The organism is Streptomyces sp. NBC_00440 (genome assembly GCF_036014215.1).
GTDB lineage: Bacteria > Actinomycetota > Actinomycetes > Streptomycetales > Streptomycetaceae > Streptomyces.
This window is the reverse complement of record NZ_CP107921.1, coordinates 1-20,036: the sequence shown is the minus strand read 5'-3', so window position 1 is coordinate 20,036 and position 20,036 is coordinate 1. Positions and strand designations below refer to the sequence as shown.

The window sequence follows — 20,036 nt, the reverse complement described above, 5'->3', positions numbered from 1 at the left end:
ACTGGGAGCCCTCGCGTTCAAGCGAGGCTACGCCCAGTGGTCGGAAGGCCATCGTGATGACGCGGAAGGGCTCGCACCACACGCACTGGCAGCCTTGGACGTGCGCTTCTGCGGGTCTGACTCGTTGTCCCGGACGTGCACCCCGTGTTCCATTCGTGCACCACCTGGACGCGCTGAGTGCCGAAGCGGTCCTCGCAGGTCGTGGACCAGCTCTGCTCCTTCGCCAGCGAGTGCGCTGAACTCTTCGCCTCGCTGGAAAGCAGACAGTGATTCTTGATGCCTGACTTGCTGTGGGATGACGTCAAGAACTTCTTCGACCCCAATTTGATGGGCACCCTGCCGGACGTGAGCATCGCTGATGCCTCCGTCGATGACTGGCAGGCGGTGCTCGACCTGGTGCGATCGCGGGGTTGGGCGTGCGAGTACTCCGAAGACGGCGCCGTGCTGCGGCTTCCACGGGCCGAGAAGATGCTGGCTGGGGCGTCGAGGCCAGTGTGATGCTGAGGATCTGGCCGGTTCCGGGAGTATTGGCGATCTTTCGCCCCTATGCGGCCGACTCGATCGACTTCGACGCTGACCTTCGTGAGCTCCAGGGCCAGGCGCGACTGAACGTGCTGTGCGGCTTCCTGCGGGCGATCGGACGTGCCATGGGCAAACCTGTGCTGTTCGCCCCGGAAATCGACTCCGGTCACTCGGTGCTCGGCTTCGATGTCGAGGCGGACCGGGTAGTGCTGTTGGCTGACCCACACTTCACCTGACCGCCCCGGTCCATGTCGTGCTGCACGTGTCGTCGTCCGCAGGCTGGGAGCCGGCGCACCGGGCACTGCGTAGGCTGCAGCGGTGATCGTCCGATGCACCAAAATCATCCGGTCCGGGACCTCGGCGGTTGTGAGCGAGCACCCGGGTGTGCGGATCGGCGAGGAGTACCCGGTCCTCGAAGTGCTCGCCGCCCAACACCGGACCCTGTTCCGCCTTCCTGACCGCAGTGCGAGGCGAGACGAGATCGAGTCCCCTGGGCTGTGGGACGCGGCCAAGTTCGAGGTGGTGTCCGGTCGGATGCCGACCTGCTGGGTCGCGGGGCTGAACGACGGCAGGCTGACCCTGGCGCCCCAAGAGTCGCAGCGACCCGGTTTCTGGGAGGACTTCTTCGACCACCTGCAAGCGGGGCAAGCGGACGGTCGGTTCCGCGGCAACGTCCGGCCGGTTCACGCCCTTACGTAGCACGTGGGCAATGCCCCGACGGGCCGGGCCCTCCGACTGCGGTGAGCAGCACCGCCATTGATCGGTTTCCGGAGATGCTCCTCCGACGTCGGCTGCTCACTCGCTGAACTGGGCCGCGAACACCCCGACAGCCGTCCCCTTCAGGCTCCTTCGGGCACGCAGAGGGCGGGGAGCCTTGAGAGAACTCCAGACAACAAATAAGGCCCCGGTCGATGACCTGGGCCTTTGTCATGGAGCGAGTGACGGGAATCGAACCCGCGCCGCTGGCGGGACAAGGGCCTGGTTAACGAGTTCCACGACCGGCTGCGCGGGAAGACCCGTGCACGTTCGCGGCGGCGGCCGTTGCCGGGAAACTGCGTGGCCTGGACGCTTCGGCGATCACCTCGGCACTCGACATCTGCGGCACCCAGGCCGCAGGCACTCTGGAACTCGCCGGATCCTCACTCAAGCGCCTCCATCCGGGCTGGGCCGCTCACTTCGGCATCACCGCCGCCACACTCGCCGGGGCCGGCTTCACCGGACCCGCCGGCGCACGCTCACGAACGGCGGCCCCACCGTCCCGGCGAACGGAGCGGCGGGGCCGTGCGCGTCCATCGGGCGCTGCTACGCCATCAGTACAGCACCCAGAGGGAGATGCGCCCCTTGTTGTCGACACAGGTGGCGTCCTGGTACTGCTTCTTCGCCCGGGGGATGTCCGCCTTGCACGCGGCCATGTTGGGGTACATCTCGGGACCACCGGCGATGTCGTGCCAGCTCGCGGCCGAGGCGGAACCGGCCGCCAGCGGAATCGCGACCAGAGCGGCAGCAACAGCGGCACCGTAGGTCATTCGCTTACGCCACGACTTCATACATCTCTCCTCAAGCAAGGGGCCGGACCGGGACCGGCCAACCGCGTCAGGTCAACGTTGCGCCCGAAGACCTTCGGACATTCGTCAGTTGAACACACAGGCACTGCGCGCCCCAAAGCCCCCAGGACCCTTGTTACAAGCCCCTGACACGGGAGGATAGGCAGACGCTTGCGAAACAGGACTTGGCAGCCCTTCACCCCTTCGGGGCGAAAAGTCAGAAATTGTCAGTGGTTAAGGCATGGACTTCTTGACCCGCTCAAGGGCGTTCAACGGATCGTGCCGACTTCGCCACGCGGCAAGTCGCGGACCGGGTCGGGGGTGCTGACGTCGAGGAGACAGCCGTGCCGGTTGCGGAGAACGCTGCGCTGACGCCGACGGGCGGGAGGATGCCGGGGTCAGTGGTGCCGGTCAGGAGTGCAGGTGCGTTCTCTCGGTTTTGTGGCAGTGGAGTGAGAGACAGCGGGGCTTGAGGGTGTTGATGCTGGTCGTGGGTTGTTTCGGGGCTGAGAGGTCGCTGTCCTGGAGGTGAGAGATCCACGGGGCATCGCTGTCGTGGAGCGTTATCGCGTGAGGGTGACGCTGTGTCAGTTTCGTGAGTTCTGATCCGCTGGCCGGCGGGCGTTGGTGTGATCGTGGGGTGGATCAGGAAGGCTGGCTCCAGCTGCCGAAGGGGTCGGGCGGCTGCGTGGGCGCTGCTTTGCCGACTGAATCGGTTCGGGCCTTGCGCGGGCCGGCGGTGCGCCGGCTGCTGACTCTGCGCCAGAAGGGCAAGCTCACCACCGGGCATGTGAGGTCAGTGGCGGATGCGTTGGGAGTGCGGGAGCGGGCGGTTTGGCGGTGGCTGGCCGCTGCTGAGAAGGACGAGACCGCGGCTGCAGCGCCGGGGAGCGGGCCCGGTACTACGGGAGGTTCACTGTCACTGAGGAGGTCCGTGCCCTGCTCGGGCTGTGGAGGGGGAACGTTGCCGCCGTTCATCGCGAGCTGACTGCTCGCGCGGCCAGGGGCGAGGGGGAGCCGCCTCCGTCGGTCCCGACCTTGCACCGGGCGATCCGTCGGGATCTGACGCCGGGGGAGCGGGCCCGGGCTCGCTGGCGGTGAACGCGAGGCACGTAAGCATGATGTGTTCCTGGCCCGACCGCGGGGCTGGCGCAACCACGTGTGGGAGACCGACCACATGCAGGCGCCGGTGCTGGTCGATGTCGACGGCAAGCCCCGCAGGCCGTGGATCACGTGGTCCACCGACTGCGCCACCAACGCGATCACGGGGGTGGCGGTCACGCCGGTGCATCCGTCGCGGGAGTCGGTCCTCGCGGCGCTGCGTTCCGCGGTGCTGCGCGAGGACCCCTACGGTCCGTTCGGCGGCGTGCCCGAGAAGGTACGGGTGGACCGCGGCAAGGACTTCCTGTCCCGGACGGTGACCGCCGCGTTCGATCTCCTGGACGTCACCGTGGAGGACCTGCCCGCCTACACCCCCCACCTCAAGGGCACCGTGGAGGGCCTGAACCGTGCGGTGGAGAGCATGTTCCTGGCCGCGCTGCCCGGCTACGCCCGCCAGCCGCGCCCCGGTAAACGCCCCACCCGCCCGAAGAGCGAGGTACTGCTCAGCTTCGAGGACTTCACCGCCCGGCTGCTGGACTGGACACGGTGGTGGAACACCGAACATCAGCCCGCACCTTTGCGGGGCAGGACCCCGCTTGAAGCGTGGCAGGACGATCCCACCCCGCTGCGGGACGTGCCCGCGACAGATCTGTGGACGTTCACCCTGGAGGACGCCGGTACCCGCTCGCTGACCACCCGCGGCATCCGCTTCAGGAGACGCGACTATGTGGGGTCGTGGATGACTGGCCAGGCTGGCATCCAGGTCCGGGTCCGTTTCATGCCCCACCACGACCACCGCATCGAGGTCTACCACGCAACCACCGGACGCTACCTCGGCCCAGCGGACCTGGCCGACCAGGCCACCGAGGAGCAGATCAGCGCCGTACGAAGAACCCGGGCCGCCCGCGCCCGCCGCCTGAAGAAGGACCTGGAAGCCTCCCAGCATGAGCGCTACGCCGCCGCCACCCAGGCCGAAGCCCCACAGCGGCTCGGCGCCCTGACCACCGCCCAGGCAGAGGCCGAACTCGCCCACGCCACCGACACCGACCTGTCGCAGCTGTCGCTGCCGGACCTCATCCCGCCGGCCGCGCCGCCGGCCGGGTGGCGCACTCCTGCTTCCCTGACCGCGCTGACCACACCAGGCCAGCCCGTCCCGCTCCCGTCCGGCAGCGATGAAGAAACCGCCCCGGACCGCCGCGACGGGCCGGCCGCACGTCCCACCACTGATGAAGACGGAGACGCCTCGTGACCGCGGCCACCTACCAGTACGTCGACCTGCCAGACGCCTCCGTGGTTACCACCCGCGCCCTGCTCACCGCCCGGGAGAACATCACCGATACCGTCGCCGCCCGCGCCATGATGTGTATCCACGGCGGCGCCGGCTTCGGCAAGACTCTCGCGGTCAACACCTGCCTGCGCGAACTCGAGCCGGACGAGGATGTCCGCCGGGTCACCTTCCGGGCCCGGCCCACCGCCCGTGCGGTGCGCTACGAACTGTTCACCGCACTCGACCTGGCCGGCGAACCACCGCGCCACCCCAGCGAGTTCGACCGCCTGCTGAAAACGGCTCTGGCCGAACGCCCCCGTACCTTCCTCGTCGACGAGGCCCAGTGGCTTAACGGGGAGGCGTGTGGATGACCGGGTTATTCGTGAGGTGGGGGTTGCTTTTCTGCAGCTGTCTCGTTGATGGATTCGGTGGCACAGGGGTTGTTCAGGTGCCGCCTTAACCAAGAGTCATTGCTGGTTGGCGGTGGAGTGTGGCGGGGAAGCCGTTTCTTCGGCTGGTCGAGGGCGGGCTCTGCGGCCCTGCTCCCGAGGCCGGGCAGGTACCCGATGTGTGGGCGTTCCAGGCCCGCTGCGTGCAGGCATTCGCCTCGACATGGACAGCGAGAGGCTTCGCTCCCACCACGATCGGCTGCTATACGTCGCTGCTGGAACGGGTGCTGGACCACTATGACCGGCCGGTGTGGCAGATCGAGCCGGCCGACGTGGACGCGATGCTCCACTCCCTGGTGGTGGCGGGGCGGGCGGCGGGGACCAGACGCCAGTACCTGCAGATGCTCCGCACGTTCCTCACCTTCGTCCAGGCCCGCTACGCCACCGAGATCCGCACCCTGTACGGCACCCCGGTGGCCAACCCGCTGGACCGGTTCAACCGGCTGCGCCATGTCTTCGACGACACCCCGCGCACCCTGCCGCCCACCGCCGAGCGCCTCACCGCGTTCTTCGCCTTCGCCCGCCAGCGCCTGACCACTACGTCCGACTACCCGGCCGCGGCAAGGGACTACGCACTGCTGCGCACCCTCTACCACTCCGCTCCCAGAGTGAGCGAAGCCATTCGCTTCGACCAATGCGACGTCCATCCCGCACTCGGCCCGACAGGCAAGCTCCACGTCCGATTCGGCAAGGCGGCCAACACCTCGGGACCCCGCCCGAGATGGGCACCCATGCTCGACGGACTGGACCAGATCCTCGCCTGGTACCTGGGAGACGTACGCCCCTTCTTCCCCGACACCACCCCGCTGTTCTGCGACGCCCACGGCCAGCCGCTGAAGCCGGACACCGTACGCGACCGCCTCTCCCACCTCCTGGACCTGGAAGGCCGCCCCGCAGACGACCGGTTCACCCCGCACGATCTGCGCCGGGCCTGCGCGACCCACCACTACGAGAAGGGCATGGACCTGCTCGCAGTCCAGCAGCTCCTCGGTCACTGGCACATCGCCTCGACGATGGCCTACGTGCGGCCCTCGCTCACCTTCGTCGAAGACGCCTGGCGCCGCGCCACGTCGACCGCCGTCACTAGCCTGGCCGGCTGACCCCAGGGCAGGACACCCATGACCACACCACCCCCTCTGCACGCCGTCGAGCCCGTGACCCCGCCACCGCAGGTGGAGTGGAGACTTCGGATGACCGCGGCACAGCGCGGTATCTGGACCGGCACCGAACTGCGCCGCCTGCTCGCCGAGCGGGCCGGCCTCGAGCTGTCTGCGGCATCGGTGTCCGCCCTGTTCACCAAACAGCCCTCCCAGGTGAAGCTCTCCACCCTGGCCGCCCTGTGCGCCGCCCTGGACTGCACCCCAGGCGACCTGCTTACCGTCGGCGAGCCCGCCATACCCCCACCACCTACACCACGCACCACCCCACCACCTCGACAGCAGCCCGTGCCCAGCCACCGATCCCTGCCACCGCTGTGACCGCACCCCGCCCCGCACACCCCGCGACGGACCCGCCCACGACCACCCGTGCCACACCCTCTCGTGTCAAAGACAACTGCCCGGCCTGCCACCGACTGCGCTGGCTGCACCCCGACACCGGCCGCTGCCCCTGGTGCTCACGCACCTGCACCCTCTGCGGCGCACCACGGCGCTCCGCCCAGGACCTGTGCGCGGCATGCCGACGCCGATCCGCAGGACAACGAGCTCGGGGCCCCTGCCAGCACTGCGGACGCCGACGTGCCCTCGACGCGGCGACCCAGCACTGCCGAGCCTGTACCGACCCCGCTGCCGCCCCGCCCCCGGCCCACTGCGAGCAATGCGGAACCAGCGGCCAGTGGGCCAAAGGCCTCTGCAAGCGCTGCTACGAGCATTCACCCCACACCGTCCTGACCCGCGCGGCCGGCTGGGCCAAGCGCATGCCCGCCCCGCCCTCCTGGTGGAGCGGCCTCGCCGCACACCTCGCAGCGCACCGACACCCGATCTACGCGGCCGACCTCATCGCCACCACCGCGCGCCTGCTCCTCCACGCCGAGTCCTGCGACCCCCGCAGCCTCCTCGCCCGCGCCAAAAGCGATGCCCCCGAACTCGTCGGAGCGCTCACCGACTTCTTCCGCACCCACGGCCACCTCGACCCACCCCCACCCCCACGCCTCGCCGACAGACGAGCAACAGAACGCCGATCCCGCCGCATCGAGTCCACACCCGCCCCTCTGCGCTCCCAGACCGAGAAGTTCGCCGCCTTCCTCCTGCTCCAGCGCGAGCAAGCCGAACACCTGGGGCTACGGCCCAACCAGCTGAAAACCATCGAGATCCGACTCGCAGCCGTCCGCGACCTGGCCCTCCACCTCCACACCGAGGGCCACACGAACTGGGCCAGTGTCACCACCGCCCACATGGAATCCTTCCTGGCCCTCAACCCGGCCCTCCGCGCATCCCGACTCGCGGGACTGCGTCAGTTCTTCGCGTACGCCCACCACGCCAAAGTCATCCTCCACAACCCGACCGACCCCATAACCGCCGTACAGCACAGGGGGTTTCACGGCCCCACCCTCACTCTGACCCAACAGCGCACCCTGTACCAGCGGTGGACCACCCACCACGACATCCACCCGCACGAGGCATTCATCGGCCTCGCCGCCCTGCTCCACGCAGCAACCATCACCGAGCTGCGCCAGCTCACTGACACCGGGATCAACCCCCATCACCACAGCGTCCACTTCCCCGGCAGATCCCTGGCCATCCCGCTCGACGACGCGACCTGGACCGCACTCCAACGCTGCCAAGAACACCGACACCAACTCGGCTCGGACAACCCCCACCTGCTCGTCACCCGGCTCACCCGCACCCACCACGGCCCCGCCGGCGCCGCTCACATCCGCGACACCCTCGCCCCTACCGGCCTCCGGCCCCGCATCCTGCGCTCTACTCGCCTGCTCACCCTCGCCGATGAACTCGACGCTAAGATCCTCACCACCTCACTGGGGATGTCCTACGCAGGAGTCGCCCACTACCGGCCCAGCCCGAACCTCACCAAGCCAATATGACGGTCCGAGCCCGGCGAACCGCTTGAGCTGCTCCTCGCAATGTCTATGTCCACCCAGGCATGGTGCCTTAGCGGTCTCTGGATCACCCCACGCCGTAGAGGGTTGCCTCCCGGCACACGGCAGGCAACCCTCCGCCGGAACTCATGCCCAGTCCACGCCCAGCTCCCGCAGTGCGTCCCGCTGCTCCTGGGCGAGCTTCTCCCGCCTCGATTTGGTGTTGGAGACCCACACACCGAGCCGGACGGCCACGGGTTCCGTCTCACCGGCGACTGTGATTTCTTCGCTGTGCCCCCTTGGTACTGGCCGGTGGGCGCCTTCCCGATCGACCCACTGCGCGAGAGCCGTCAGGCCGCGCTGGAATGCCTGCTGCGCCTTGCCCTGGCTCTTCGCCGTGGGCGCGGCCGCCGGGGCGGGAGAAGGGGCCTCAGCGCCCTTGATGCCCAGCGCGGTCAGCCGCTCGCGCTGCTCTGTGACGGAGTAGTGATCTTCAGGGGGTTGGGCTGTTCTGGTCTGGTGTTCCGTCTTTTGGGGTGGGATTCGGGACGGCTGAAGCGGTTGGGTTCGGGCGTGATGGGCCGGGGCTGGTGAGTGTGTTCGGTTTGGTTGTTCGGGCTCTTGGCCTGTGGTCCGGTAGTTGTGTGGGATTGATCTTGGTTTTCTTGTAGGTGTGGTGGCACGCCCGTAGGTGGCCGTACCAATGCGCCGGGGTGGATGGGGACTTGTGCTGGTCAGTGGCGTGTGTGGGTGAGGAAGGCCCGGAGGGGATCGTTCGCGTTGCTGGCCAGGCGGGGCAGTCCGAGTCGGTGGGCGATGAGGTTGAGGGCCTTGCCGGTGTCGCGGTGTGGCCGGTTCGGGAGGGCGGCGAGTGCGCGGGCGAGGGTGACGGTTTCCGGGTAGGTCACCAGGTCGCGGGTCAGCAGGGCGGGGGAGGCGTTGCCTGTGGTGGTCAGGTGGGGGTTGGCCTTGCAGAGCCGGGTCAGGCGGGTGTGCCAGCGGTGGGTGAGGTGTTGCTGGTGGTCGTACCAGCGGGTGGTGATGGCGCGTGCTGCGGTCCAGGCGGTGGCAGCTCGGGGGTGTCGTAGCAGGCGCTGGTGGGGGCGCGATGTGCGGCGGCGAGTTCGGGCACGCCCTGGATACGGACGCTGGTGGCGAGTCGTGGGTCGGGGGCGGCTTGGTGGTGGCGTGGGCACACCAGCCGGTGCGGCGGCCGATGAACCCAGGCGGTGTCGGTGGTGCCGTGGCTGCGGTGGCGGGTGCACAGGGCGCAGGCGCGGACGGGCTGCTGCTCGGCATCGAGCCGCTTCCAGCGCGCGGCGGCAGCGATGTGGTGGGCGTCGTCGGTGGGTACGAGGCGGGGCAGGGCGCGCGTCAGGTGGGGGAGTGGCGTGCGGGTCAGGACGGCGAGGTGCTGGGTCGCGGTGTGGTTGAGGTGGAGTTCGGCTGCGGGTGGCGTGCCGTGGCGATGGAGGGTGATGTTGGCGCCGTCGAGGAGCTGGGGCAAGGTCAGCTGGTAGGTGTCGGCGAGGCGTTGGGTGTAGGAGGCGGTTGCTTCGCCGGGCAGTGGCCGTACACGGGAGACGCCCGGTGCGGCTGACGGGATCCGCAGCCATGTCCCTGCGGCGACGATGCGCTGTGCAGCAGCGGCCCCTGCCGCGGCGCGGGTTGTGACGTCTGTCCGGCTCACGACGTGCTGGTGTTCCGGCTTCGCGGCCGGGTGCGGGGTTGGTGGTGCTGTTCGGCGAGGTGGTCGAGGCGGATGGCGTCGAGGGTGGTTTTGGTGATGCGTTCGGTGCCGTCGATGAGGGCGGTGATGGCTGCTTGGCGGATGAGGCGGGCGAGGCTGCCGATGCGGCCGGCGGTGCGCTCGTGCAGGTACGGGGCCAGCCGGGGGAGGGTTCCGGGCCGGTGATGGCGCAGATCCAGTGCGGTTTCCATGGCGGTGATGAGGTCGCGGAAGGGTTCTTCGTCGCCGAGGCGGGCGGGGAAGGGGTCGCAGTCGATGAGGGAGGCGCGTCCGGCGAGCTGGGCGCCGCGTACGCCGGTGAACAGGGGCGTGGTGGTGACGTCGATGCCGGCATAGACGAAGGTGGCGCCGATGCGTTCAGTGAGATCTTTGATCAGGTCGGCGCTCTGGGCGCCGGTGGTGGTGCGGGGGTTGAGCCGGTGGATCTCGTCGATCATCACCAGCTGGACTTTGGCGGCGGTGTAGGTGTGGCAGACAGCGTTCGTGATCTGGGTCTGGGACATGCCTGTGGTGACGGGGATGCCGAGGTAGCGGGCGAATTCGATGGCGAGGGTCTTGGCGCTGGCGGCGGGCGGGACCAGGACGTAGGCGACGGGGGCTTGTCCGGCTGCTGCCGTGGCGCCGTGGCGGCGGATGTGGGCGAGGTGGCAGGCGCGGCCGACCTGGAGCAGGGCGGTGGTTTTCCCGGCGCCGGCGGGACCGGTGACGATGAGGGAGGGCCGGGCAGTGACGGTCTGGTGGCGGCCGAGGATCATCAGGGTGCGCACGTTCTTGGCGAGGGCGTCGATGGCGGGGGTGCGCACGGTGACGAACCGCGAGTGGTAGGCCAGGCGTTCCTCGAGGCTGCGGTGCGGTGTGCCGGGTGGGGGAGGAGCTGCCACGGGTGTGGTGGCGAAGGCCTGGAAGCCGTCCCAGGTGGTCACCGCCTGTGGCTGCGGATCAGGGGCGCCGCCGGCACTTGCCGCGGTGCCGGGATTCCGGTGCGCTGTCGACGGGCATGGGCCGGCCGGTGCACCGCTCGTGCTCGACGAGGCGTTCACCACTGCTCGGCTTCCGCTTCGGCGTCCCACAGCCCGTACCCGCCTGCCTCGGGCGGCAGCACGCTCGCGCCCTCCGGCTCGCTAACGTCGGTCTCGTCGGCCGCGGTATCGACACTGATGAGGTCGTCCAGGCTCTCGCTCCAGTCCGGTGCCGGGGCCGGTGCGGTCTCTGCGTCGAGTGGGCGCCGTTGGCCTGGAAGATCGGGCAACTGTGCTGCCGTACCGGCGCGGGAGGCTCTCCGACGGCGGGTTTTCTGCTCGGTCTCGGCGGGGTGGCGGGTGCGGCGCAGGAGCTGGTCGAGGGCGTCGGCGAGGTCGGCCTCATGCTGCTCCCGGTCCCCGCGTTGTTCGACCTCGGCCTGGACGTGGCGCCAGATGGCGTCGTTGAAGGGCTGGTGGACGTGGTCGCGGTGGATCCAGGGGATTTCGTGGAGGTGTCCGTCGGTGAGGCGGACGAAGATCTGGCGGGCGTCGTGGGGGTTGTGGTGGACCTCCCACTTGCCGTCCTTGCTGGTGATGGGGGAGCGCTCGCTGCGGTGGGGGTCGAGGATGTCGTGGTTGTAGGTGCGGTAGTCGAGGCGGATGCCGCGTTCGGTGATGGGCTGCCAGCGCACGGGCAGCAGTTCGAGGTAGTCGGCCCCGGTCAGCGGCACAGGCACGTAGCCGCTGATGGTGATCAGTGCGGCCCACATTTGGTTCGGGGTGAGGGCGGTTTTGGGCAGGACGGGGTGGCGCAGTCCGTCGTGGGGACGGTTCTGCCAGCCGCAGGTGATCCACTCGTCGAGGAAGTCCTGCAGCTGCCCAATCGTCCAGCGGGCCTCGGCCGCGGTCTTGGAGCCGCGGCGCTGGGGGTTGGATCCGGTGTGGCCGGCGACGTGCTGGCAGAACAGGTCGTTGATCGAGCCGAAGGTCCGCTCCACCACGGCCTTGGCCTGCGGCCGTCTCGGTGGAGCGGGCTGCACGTTTACCCCGAGCGTCTCGCAGGCGGCGACGAAGCCCTGCGAGAGGTAGATCTTGCCGCGGTCGACGACAATCGTCTCGGGCACGATCACCGGCCGCGCGGCCGCGCCCTCCAGGCGCTTGTCCAGCGACAGCATCCGCTCAAAGGGCACTTCGGCCCGCGACAGGTGAAGCGAGGTGGGCCAGGTCGGCCGAGCAGGGTGGGGAACAGCCATTTCCGCCAGGAGGAGGGCGGCGTCGACGGCTTTGGTGCTGTGCGGGCGCAGGATGGCGGCCAGGATGGAGCGGGTGGCGACGTCGACGGCGATCGTCAGCTCCGGCCGGCCCAGGCTGCCGCCCTCGAGGACGGCCATGATGTCCAGACGGGTGGTGTCGATCTGCACCTGCTCCCCGGGCCGCAGCACCACCGGCGCTGCCGACGAGGCGCGGGCGGGTGCGGTGGCGGTACGCGCGGGCCGACCCGGACGATCGGCCGGGTCGGCCAGCACACTCACCAGCCGGTAGAACGACGACCGCGACGGCATCTCCACCACCCCGCGCCCGTGCGTATCCTCCAGGATCTGCCCGACCAGTACCTGCAGTCCCTTCACCGTTCCCTTCGACCGGCCCCGCTGGCGCCGCAGCGCCTCCAGCACAGCAGCCACGACCCGCTCGTCGGCATACCCCGTCGGATGACGCCCACGGGCCGGCACCGCACGCTTGTCGACCAGCCCCCACAAACCCTGCTTGCGGTAGGCGTGCCGCATCCGCTGCACCGTCGTAGGCGTCACCCGGGCGAAGCCGAGCGCTGCCAGTTCCTTCGCCTTGGCCGCGTCCCGCTGCGCCAGCGTCCACCGCTCGGGGTCGTACTCCGGCCGCATCGTCTGGGCGTCACGGCTGCCCGGGGCATGCGGCAGCCCGGTCTCCACTTCCCGGATATGGGGCAGCCAGGCCAGCGCCCGCTGCTGGGCCGCCACCGGAACGGTCTCGAACAGTCCCCACTGCGGCACCGCGTCCGGCGCCCGCGCGCCCACTACTTCGAAGCCCGGGTCGGCGAACAACCGCCCCAGCAGCAGGCTCGTTTCGGTGCCGTCCTCCTGCAGCAGGTAGACCTGCTGGCCCTGCAAGGCGGCGACCTGCCAGGTCTGTCCCCGGTAGGCGACGTGCGCGCCGACCTCCACCACCGGCCGCGGGCTCCTACCGAGTGTGCTGCCCACTGCGCTCGCCCCTTCCTTGGCTGCCGCCGGCGCCCAGCTGCTTTTCGACGCCCCCACCAATGCGTTCTGCGTCAGAGCAGACCAGCGCCTCCTCGTGCAGCGGCTCATCAAGAGGCGTCGTCAGATGCCCGCACCACAGCGCGTGATAGACAGCCGGCAGCACTTGCAGCGGATCGCCTACTGCGGCTGCGCCGCCGGCCAGCGGCCGGGGCCCGGCGAACGCTTCGGCCAGCGTGGCCCGCAGCCCGGGCGGGCCCTGATTACGTGGGTGGCGGTAGCCGGCCAGCCACCGCAAGTTCGCCGCCACCACCGCTGGAGGTGGCTCAAGGCGCCGGTAAGCCCAGCCCACGCGGGCACACGCCGCCTCCAGGACCATCCGCGCCCGCTGCGCCCTGTCTGCCCCGGTGGTCGGGCTGGAGGGGCAGTCGGCGAGCAGGCCGGTGCCTTCGGTGTACCGGGCGAACAACTGAGGCACCCACGAGCGCACCCGCCCGTCGGGATCCCGCCACAGCAGCCGTACCGGACGTGCGGACAGGCCGGTCACGTCCGGATTCCGGTCCAGGACCATCAGCTGGGTGCGCATTGCTGCCGAACCGTGTACGACGTGCCGTCCGGTGGTCGCCGACCACCACCAGCCCGGCCCCCACCGGCGGCCCGGAACGACCGGAAACGCGGATACCGGCGCGAGGTCCTCGAACCGCACCGATGCCGTCGCCTGATCCCACGGCAACTGCGTCAACTGCCCGGCGGCCGTGACGAACGCGGCCTCGATTCCCGCACCGCCGCCCCCTGCGGTAGCCTGCTGCACCCGCCTGCCGTGCTCGTGCCCCTCCACACTCAACAGCCAAGTGCATGGGTGGCTGCTGAACGCCGTGATCTGGATCCGCCACCCGAACGGGTGAACGGCGGCCGCGACGCCGAGCTCCTGCACCCGTGGTCAGACCAGGGAGGTTCTCAGTTCCTGCAGGAGCCGCTGTTGGCCGGGCAACAAGGCGTGGCGTTGAGCGAGTTGCTCGCTGAACCAGGAGCGCAGCTTGGGCGGTGGTTCGAGGCCGGCGATGAGCAGGAGACGCAGATGGTGGTAGTCGCGCTGCCAGGCGAACGCCCACGGAGGGAACCACCACGGATCCAGAGCAGCGAGGGCCTGCATGCCCGGCCACGGAGCCGGTGTGCGGCGCGCGTGGGCTCCGGCCTCTCCGCGTTTGCTGGTGAGCCACCTTCCCAGCGGGAACCCGTTGTGCTGAACGGGGTGCGGCAGCGCCAGGTGGCCGTGAACGCCGACGTAGTCCCGGGCATGGGCCAAGCCCACGGCGAAGTCGATCCGGGCGCCGGTGGGGTGGTACCACGCGGTCTGCCTCGCTTGTGCGGCCTCGGCGGTGACGCCCATCTCCCGCAGTAGATCTTGCTGGCGGGGGTGGAGCTCTTCGAACAGGGCGCACTGCGCGTACAGCCATGATCTGGCAGACGCCCCCACCCCGGCGAAGCCATCCCCCGGCACCAGCAGCTGATTGCTGCCGCACTGCTTGCGGGCGTGGTGGTAGGCGCGTTGCCATGCCATGGGCCACGGCGGGTTCCACCACGGGTCGATGGCGGACAGTGCACGGCTCCGGTCGGTTTCCTTCTCCGCCATACGGGCCCGGCTGCGTTGGCTCATCAGCCACTGCCCAAGAGGAAAACCGTCCTGCCGCGTGCTCTTGGACGTGGCGAGGTGGCCGTGGACGGCGGCAAAGGCTCGGGCGTAGTCCAGGCCGGCCGCGAAGGCCTGAGCAAGGCTGTTACGGCGAGGGCGTGCTGAGCGGGCGTGCGCGGGCCGGATTCCGAGATCTGCGAGCAGGCGTTGCTGGCCCACGTGGAGGTCGTCGTACCGGGAACACTGCTCATGGAGCCACTCGCCCAAGGCGAGGCTGGTGCCGGGGAATCCTGCCGTGGCGTCAACGAGGCCATGCTTTTGAACGTGTACCAGGGCGCGGTGGTACGTCCGTCGCCAGGAGATGGGCCAGGGACCATTCCACCAGGGATCGATGCGATGCAACGCCTGCGCCCGCTCGATGGGGAGCGCTGCTACTCCGGTTCTCTGATTGGCCAGCCACGGCCCCAGAGCAAAACCCTCGTGACGGCCGTACTTGGGAACAGCGAGATGCCCGTGACGCGCCGCGTAGGAACGGGCGTGTGCCAAGCCGACCTGATACGCCTGCTCTGCACGGGACTGCCTTCCTCCTACCGGAGCACTGCCGACGTGCTGGAGGCGCAACTCCCGCAGCTGCGCCGCAAGCCCACGAGGCCGGTGCGCGACCGGAACCGCCCACACCTCTTCCTCGGACACTGCTCCGCGCTCCCGCCGCACACACGCCCGCACCCAGGCGAACAAGGCTCCTGCACTGGAGGAGGCAAGCTGTTCCACCAGCCACGGGCGGCCCAGACGGCGAGCCAGCTCGGTCAGCAGACGGGGAACCTCGGCCAACGTGTGCGGCATCTGACCGTGCGTGTCCTCTAATACGCGTTGTCGCCACAACCGGTCACATAGAACCGTCGTGACCGCGACAGCCTCGGGATACGTCACCACGTCCCGGGCGAGCACCGCCACCTCACCCTCGGGGAGATCGGCACAGACACGACCAAGACGCGCCGGCCAGATCACTTCGTCCCGCCGGCCCGCGTCCCACCAGGAGGCAACGACCGCCTGGGCCACGGCAAAAGCGCTCTCGCACGAGCCCCTACGGCGCAGCATCGGCAGAAGGCGCTCGTGCGCACGTATCACCTCCGGTAGCCCGGAGAGGCTCACCTGGCCTTCGACCAGCGTGGCTCTGTCCAGCGCCAGTGAGTCGAGGGACCAGCACTGGTGCCTGATGCAGATCCTTGAACGCAGGTCGCAGTACAGACGGACAGACCAGGGAGCGCCTGTCCGGGCCGCCGTACACAGACGGCATCCCAGCATGACGGCAGGAACTGTGCTGCCGGAGGCGAAGCGCACGTTCGGCTGGTCACCGTTCGCCTTCGCGTCAGCGCCCCCATCCCAGGAAGGCAGCGCGCGGGACAGATGCGACTCCGGCACCTGGCAGAAGGAAGCCAGCCGGCGCCGCACCGCGGACGCCAGGAACAACTCGCCGACGAGACAGCCCTCTCCCCAGACACCACGCACGCCAGGGCCCGCCATCGCAGACAACAGGCCCGTCACAGTGACGTTGTAGCGAGAGGCCAGCCGATTCACGAATGACATCGTCGTTTCACCTGCCACCGGGGCCAGCCGGACGACACCGGACACAGGCCACGAGGAAAACGAATCCGTCACTTGACACTCCACAGCTTCACCGGCGTGCGCGACCGGCATAGGGCTCCCACTGCCTCTACGCCGCCCATTCCATGCCGAGCCCCCGTAGCGCGTCCAGCTGCTCCGGGGTGAGCTTGTCGCGCCTCGCGCGGGTGTTCGATACCCACACGCCTAGCTTGACGACCACCGGCTCCGTCTCGCCGTCAACCGCGATCTCCTCAGCGTGGCTGCGGGGTACCGGCCGGTGGGCACCCTCCCGCTCTACCCACTGGGTGAGGGCTGCCAGTCCACGCTGGAACGCCTGCTGCGCTTTGCCCGGCCCCTTCGCCGCAGGCGTTGCCGCCGGGGCAGGAGACGGGGTCTCAGTGGGCTGCACCCCCAGCGTTGTCAGCCGTTCCTGCTGTTCGGCGGAGAACTGTGTCCAGGTGCTCGCTTCTCTTTGCCGCATGAGCCATCGTCCGATGTCGTCGCCCTCGAAGAGCACGCCGGGTTGGATGTCGGGCAGGTGGCCGTCGGCGTCGGCGAGGTCGGAGAGGACGCGGTAGTGCCGCTGCCAGTCGAGCGGCCAGGGGCAGTTCCAGTCCGGGTCGATCGCCGCCAGCTGCGCGGCACGCACCGCCGCTCGCTCCGGGTCCTTGCCCAGGCCGTTCTTCTGCCCCTTCCGCCGGAGGTTCGCCAGGTGCTGCCCGATGGGCACCATCGCCTCGCCCTCGCCCCAGACGGCGTCCTGCCGGGGTGCGAGGTGTCCGGTGGCTCGCCGGTAGGACCGGAACGCGGCGAGTTTGTTCTCCCACGCTTCGTCGCCGGGTTCCCACACCATCCCGGCGTCGTCGAGGAGCTCCTTGCGGTGGGGGTCGAGTTCGCCTGTGCGCTGGGCGCGGCGTTGCTGGTGCACCCACCGGCCCAGGGGGTAGTCCTTCGTCACGCCGACTGCGGTCTCGGTGTCGTACGGCACGGCGTACAGGCCGGTGATCTCGTTCTCGGTACGCCAGCGGATGAGGGCTTGGTAGCCCTCCAGCCAGACGAGGGATTCGGGCCGGATGACGCGGCAGCGGGTCAGAGCAGCGATGTTGGCGGCGTCCCGGGGAGAAGCAAAGTTGACCACGACCGAGGTGACCCGGTCGACCTCCTGCTGCGCCTCGTCGCTCGCCTCTTGCCCGTCTCCGTTCTGCGCCCCGGTCGCGGGGGTGGGGCGGACGTGGATGCGCCGCCGCTCGGCGCCGCGGGTCAGGGCGTGGGAGGCGAGCTGGTCGACCATGCGTTCCGAGTGCGAGCGCAGGGCTTGGAGGATGTCGACCAGGGGTTGGTAGCTGGCCGAGGCGATCATGTCCTTCGGGTCCTCCTCGGGCTGGAGGAAGACAGGGATGATGATCCGGGCGGTCTTGGTCGTGCCGTCCGGGTTGGGGCGCAGGGCGCGTCCGATGTTCTGAACGACGTCGACCTGGGAGCTGCGCGAGCCGACGATGCACACGGCCTCGACCCCGCGCAGTCCGGTGATATCGACCCCGACCCCGAGCGCCCGTACCGAGGAGAGGAACGCCCGGTGTACGCGTCGGTTCTGGGCGTTGATGCCGTTGGCGAACCGGTGGATCACCGCACGCCGGTGCGCGATGGGATGGTCCCCGCACAGCCAGTCCGCCCATACCCGGTCCGGAGGCACGTGACGGGCCTCCTCCAGCTCGTACAGCTCAGCATCGATCGACGACGCGGGCAGTTCCTCCGCCCCGGCCAGCGCCGCCGCGGAGGCCTCGGCGGTATACAGTTCGGCGGCCGTGCGCGGCATCTGCTCGGCGAACGCGGCCGCCTCCTCCACCCGCTGGTGGAACACCATGGTGGTGTGCAGATTCTGCTGCGCCGCGTGCTCCAGCAGCGCCGCTTGGAGCAGGGCCATGCGCCGGCCACGCAGGGTGTCCCCGGACAGGCCCAGGACCGGGTCCGGGTCGCGGATCTCCAGCACGTCGATCTCGAACCCCGCAAGGATCGAGCGTTCCACTGCCTCCGCCAGACCGAGATCAAAAATCCGGGTGCCGTAGGTGCTGGAGTCATCCTCCATCGACGCGATCACCACCTCCCGGCCGTCCCGCCCGCGCTGCGGCCGGGGCGCGGCGAGGATCCGCGGGGTGGCGGTCAGGTAGAGCCGGAAGTCGACAGGGATCCGACTGTTGTCGTGGATCGCCGCCCACGGCCGCCCCATGTCTCCGGCCGTCATGTGCCCCTCGTCCAGAATGGCCAGGTCAAACGGAGCCATCCGCTGCCCGTACAGCCGCTCCCCGCCGGCCAGAGCCGATTCCAACGGCCCAGGGACAGTCCGGCGACCAGTGACGTCGGCGGGGTCCTCGCGGTCCACGAGGGAGGCGTAGGTGGCGAACACGACCACCGGCCCGGTCCCGGCCCACAGGGCGAGCTGGATCGGGTTGGTGGTGGTGCGCACTCCGAGCTGCTCCAGGACCTCGTCCTTGTCCACCGAGCAGACTGCGACCATCGGCGCCCGGTGCCCGACCCGCCGCCAGGACTGGGCACTCTGCACGATCAGGTCCAGCGTGGGCACCATCACCAGAATCCGCCCGCCCGGGAAGTACTCCAGAGCGCATGCAGCGGTGGTGATCGTCTTGCCGGACCCGGTCGCAGACACCCCCATCGCACGCGCCCCTTCCGGAGGAACAGGCGATCTTGCAGGAAATCCAACCCAGTTACGAAAACTCAACTTCTGGTCGACCTGGTGTTCCTTGAGCGGAACCAAAAGCATTTTCAAGCCCTCCCTAATACTTGTCCCTGATGTCTTTCAGAGGGCCGCGTGCGGAGTGCAGGCCGCGCCCGAGTCATTCCAGATCGACGCATCCGCCTTGTGCCAGCCGCCGGGCTTTCCGTCTTTGAAGGGAGGCTTGTCGTCCGGGTCGTAGTGGCCGGCATTGAGTGTGCAGACGACGTAGTCCCCGTCGCTGTTCACGGTTCGCGCGGTGCACAGAGCGCCGGCCTCGCCCAGCGCCGCCAGCACCCGGCGCCACTGCGTGGTGTTCGGATGCGTGCGCGGCAGCACAGTCCCCCGGACGAACCTCTCCAGCCGAACAAGGTCCGACCGCTCACGCCGCCTCACGCCCGCCAGATGCACGGCCAGCTCAGCGGCCCCGGCCGACCTGCCGGCACGCCGGGACCAGTCACGGTCCGCGATGCCCACCAGGGCCTCGCTCACGGCCGTTACGCCTTCGTCCCAGCCGTTCTCGAAGACCGGGCCCCGGCAGGCCGGCGCCATGCCGTCCAACTCGACCACCTCGCCGGCGGCCCCGGCGACCGCTCCGGCCTCCAGGGAGGCCAGCAGGTCGTCCGCCTCAGCCGCGGGCACGCCCTGCGCCTCCAGGAGCGCGAACAGCTTCAACCGGGCGTTGGTGCCCGCCGTCTGATACTGGCTCACCCTGCGCACAGAATCGCTGCTCAGCGCGGGGCCCGTTCCGATAGATTCGCTGTGACCAGTCATCGACGGGCCGTTCCTCTCGAATATTAAGGGGTCTCTGGGCGACTGTTGGGTGTCCTATATTTTCGCCAACGGTACATGCTGCATCAATTTGATGCAGCGATACACTAGAACCCACACGAACGAGCGACCCCTCCTCCTTGCAGCCAGCCCGGCCCGCGTCAGCGGGCCTTGAGGCCCTGGAGGCGAAGCCGGAGGGGCCGTTGGGCGGGGGAGCGCAGCGGACCCGCTTGGCCAGGTTGGAGCGCAGCGGAAACCTGGCCACTTGGGCGCAGCCCAAGGAGGCTCGGGAGCGCAGCGGACGGGCCGTCAACCATCCCGCGCAGCGGGATGGTTGCACGAGTGGCGCAGCCACTCGTTGGCGCTCACGCGGAGCGTGAGCGCAACACCCGGGCGCAGCCCGGGTGTTCGCTTGCACATCGCGCAGCGATGT

14 protein-coding genes and 4 pseudogenes are annotated in these 20,036 nt (G+C 69.4%); 8 read left to right on the top strand and 10 right to left on the bottom strand.

Going from position 1 to position 20,036, the window contains the following annotated elements; translation table 11 throughout:
- Window positions 1–276: 276 nt before the first annotated feature.
- The 3 genes and pseudogenes from OHB13_RS00085 to OHB13_RS38680 form a co-directional block, all read left to right on the top strand.
- Window positions 277–758, top strand: a pseudogene (locus OHB13_RS00085) (hypothetical protein).
- Between the two features lie 130 nt (window positions 759–888).
- Window positions 889–1,221: a hypothetical protein gene (locus tag OHB13_RS00080; protein WP_328374592.1), complete on the top strand. Its 333-nt coding sequence runs from the start codon at window positions 889–891 to the stop codon at window positions 1,219–1,221.
- Between the two features lie 335 nt (window positions 1,222–1,556).
- Window positions 1,557–1,736: pseudogene (locus OHB13_RS38680) on the top strand (MmgE/PrpD family protein); the annotation flags it as partial.
- A gap of 96 nt (window positions 1,737–1,832) precedes the next feature.
- Here the strand turns inward: OHB13_RS38680 and OHB13_RS00075 are convergent.
- Complete coding sequence (locus tag OHB13_RS00075) at window positions 1,833–2,069, bottom strand: hypothetical protein (protein WP_266862480.1); 237 nt, start codon at window positions 2,067–2,069, stop codon at window positions 1,833–1,835.
- A 736-nt stretch (window positions 2,070–2,805) separates the two neighbouring features.
- On the opposite strand from OHB13_RS00075, the pseudogene OHB13_RS00070 reads away from it, so the two are divergent.
- The 5 genes and pseudogenes from OHB13_RS00070 to OHB13_RS00050 all read left to right on the top strand — a co-directional run bounded on the left by OHB13_RS00070 (window position 2,806) and on the right by OHB13_RS00050 (window position 7,926).
- Window positions 2,806–4,416, top strand: a pseudogene (locus OHB13_RS00070) (Mu transposase C-terminal domain-containing protein).
- A complete protein-coding gene (locus OHB13_RS00065; protein WP_328374586.1) occupies window positions 4,413–4,805 on the top strand; it encodes an ATP-binding protein in 393 nt (130 codons plus the stop codon). Before OHB13_RS00070 ends, OHB13_RS00065 begins: the two are co-directional and overlap by 4 nt.
- Window positions 4,806–4,924: 119 nt before the next feature.
- Window positions 4,925–5,983: a tyrosine-type recombinase/integrase gene (locus tag OHB13_RS00060; RefSeq protein ID WP_328374584.1), complete on the top strand. Its 1,059-nt coding sequence runs from the start codon at window positions 4,925–4,927 to the stop codon at window positions 5,981–5,983.
- Between the two features lie 90 nt (window positions 5,984–6,073).
- Window positions 6,074–6,361 (top strand): helix-turn-helix domain-containing protein, encoded by a 288-nt coding sequence (locus tag OHB13_RS00055; RefSeq protein ID WP_328336003.1) that lies wholly within the window; start codon window positions 6,074–6,076, stop codon window positions 6,359–6,361.
- 437 nt (window positions 6,362–6,798) lie between these two features.
- Window positions 6,799–7,926 carry a hypothetical protein gene (locus OHB13_RS00050; protein ID WP_328374582.1) on the top strand — a complete coding sequence of 376 codons (1,128 nt, stop codon included), beginning with the start codon at window positions 6,799–6,801 and terminating at the stop codon, window positions 7,924–7,926.
- Window positions 7,927–8,067: 141 nt separating this feature from the next.
- Here OHB13_RS00050 and OHB13_RS00045 read toward each other — a convergent pair.
- The 9 genes and pseudogenes from OHB13_RS00045 to OHB13_RS00005 all read right to left on the bottom strand — a co-directional run.
- Window positions 8,068–8,394 (bottom strand): annotated as a pseudogene (locus OHB13_RS00045) (helicase associated domain-containing protein); the annotation flags it as partial.
- A 260-nt stretch (window positions 8,395–8,654) separates the two neighbouring features.
- Complete coding sequence (locus OHB13_RS00040) at window positions 8,655–8,828, bottom strand: hypothetical protein (RefSeq protein ID WP_328374580.1); 174 nt, start codon at window positions 8,826–8,828, stop codon at window positions 8,655–8,657.
- Window positions 8,829–8,902: 74 nt separating this feature from the next.
- Window positions 8,903–9,610, bottom strand: a complete 708-nt coding sequence (locus tag OHB13_RS00035; protein WP_328374578.1) for a TniQ family protein — start codon at window positions 9,608–9,610, stop codon at window positions 8,903–8,905.
- Window positions 9,607–10,593 carry an ATP-binding protein gene (locus tag OHB13_RS00030; RefSeq protein ID WP_328374576.1) on the bottom strand — a complete coding sequence of 329 codons (987 nt, stop codon included), beginning with the start codon at window positions 10,591–10,593 and terminating at the stop codon, window positions 9,607–9,609. Before OHB13_RS00030 ends, OHB13_RS00035 begins: the two co-directional genes overlap by 4 nt.
- A 113-nt stretch (window positions 10,594–10,706) precedes the next feature.
- Complete coding sequence (locus OHB13_RS00025) at window positions 10,707–12,833, bottom strand: transposase (protein WP_328374574.1); 2,127 nt, start codon at window positions 12,831–12,833, stop codon at window positions 10,707–10,709.
- Between the two features lie 13 nt (window positions 12,834–12,846).
- Window positions 12,847–13,701, bottom strand: a complete 855-nt coding sequence (locus OHB13_RS00020) for a TnsA-like heteromeric transposase endonuclease subunit (protein ID WP_328380181.1) — start codon at window positions 13,699–13,701, stop codon at window positions 12,847–12,849.
- Window positions 13,702–13,803: 102 nt separating this feature from the next.
- Window positions 13,804–16,194, bottom strand: a complete 2,391-nt coding sequence (locus OHB13_RS00015) for a helicase associated domain-containing protein (RefSeq protein ID WP_328374572.1) — start codon at window positions 16,192–16,194, stop codon at window positions 13,804–13,806.
- Window positions 16,195–16,210: 16 nt separating this feature from the next.
- Window positions 16,211–18,880 carry a DEAD/DEAH box helicase gene (locus OHB13_RS00010; RefSeq protein ID WP_328374570.1) on the bottom strand — a complete coding sequence of 890 codons (2,670 nt, stop codon included), beginning with the start codon at window positions 18,878–18,880 and terminating at the stop codon, window positions 16,211–16,213.
- A gap of 36 nt (window positions 18,881–18,916) precedes the next feature.
- On the bottom strand, window positions 18,917–19,543 hold the full coding sequence (locus OHB13_RS00005; RefSeq protein ID WP_328374568.1) for a hypothetical protein: 627 nt from the start codon (window positions 19,541–19,543) through the stop codon (window positions 18,917–18,919).
- Window positions 19,544–20,036: the final 493 nt, after the last annotated feature.

Coding starts and splice junctions, on each gene's coding strand:
- OHB13_RS00055 (WP_328336003.1), top strand. CDS start 6,074: ATGACCGCGGCACAGCGCGGTATCTGGACCGGCACCGAACTGCGCCGC.
- OHB13_RS00050 (WP_328374582.1), top strand. CDS start 6,799: ATGCCCGCCCCGCCCTCCTGGTGGAGCGGCCTCGCCGCACACCTCGCA.
- OHB13_RS00015 (WP_328374572.1), bottom strand. CDS start 16,194: ATGCCGGTCGCGCACGCCGGTGAAGCTGTGGAGTGTCAAGTGACGGAT.
- OHB13_RS00010 (WP_328374570.1), bottom strand. CDS start 18,880: ATGCTTTTGGTTCCGCTCAAGGAACACCAGGTCGACCAGAAGTTGAGT.
- OHB13_RS00075 (WP_266862480.1), bottom strand. CDS start 2,069: ATGAAGTCGTGGCGTAAGCGAATGACCTACGGTGCCGCTGTTGCTGCC.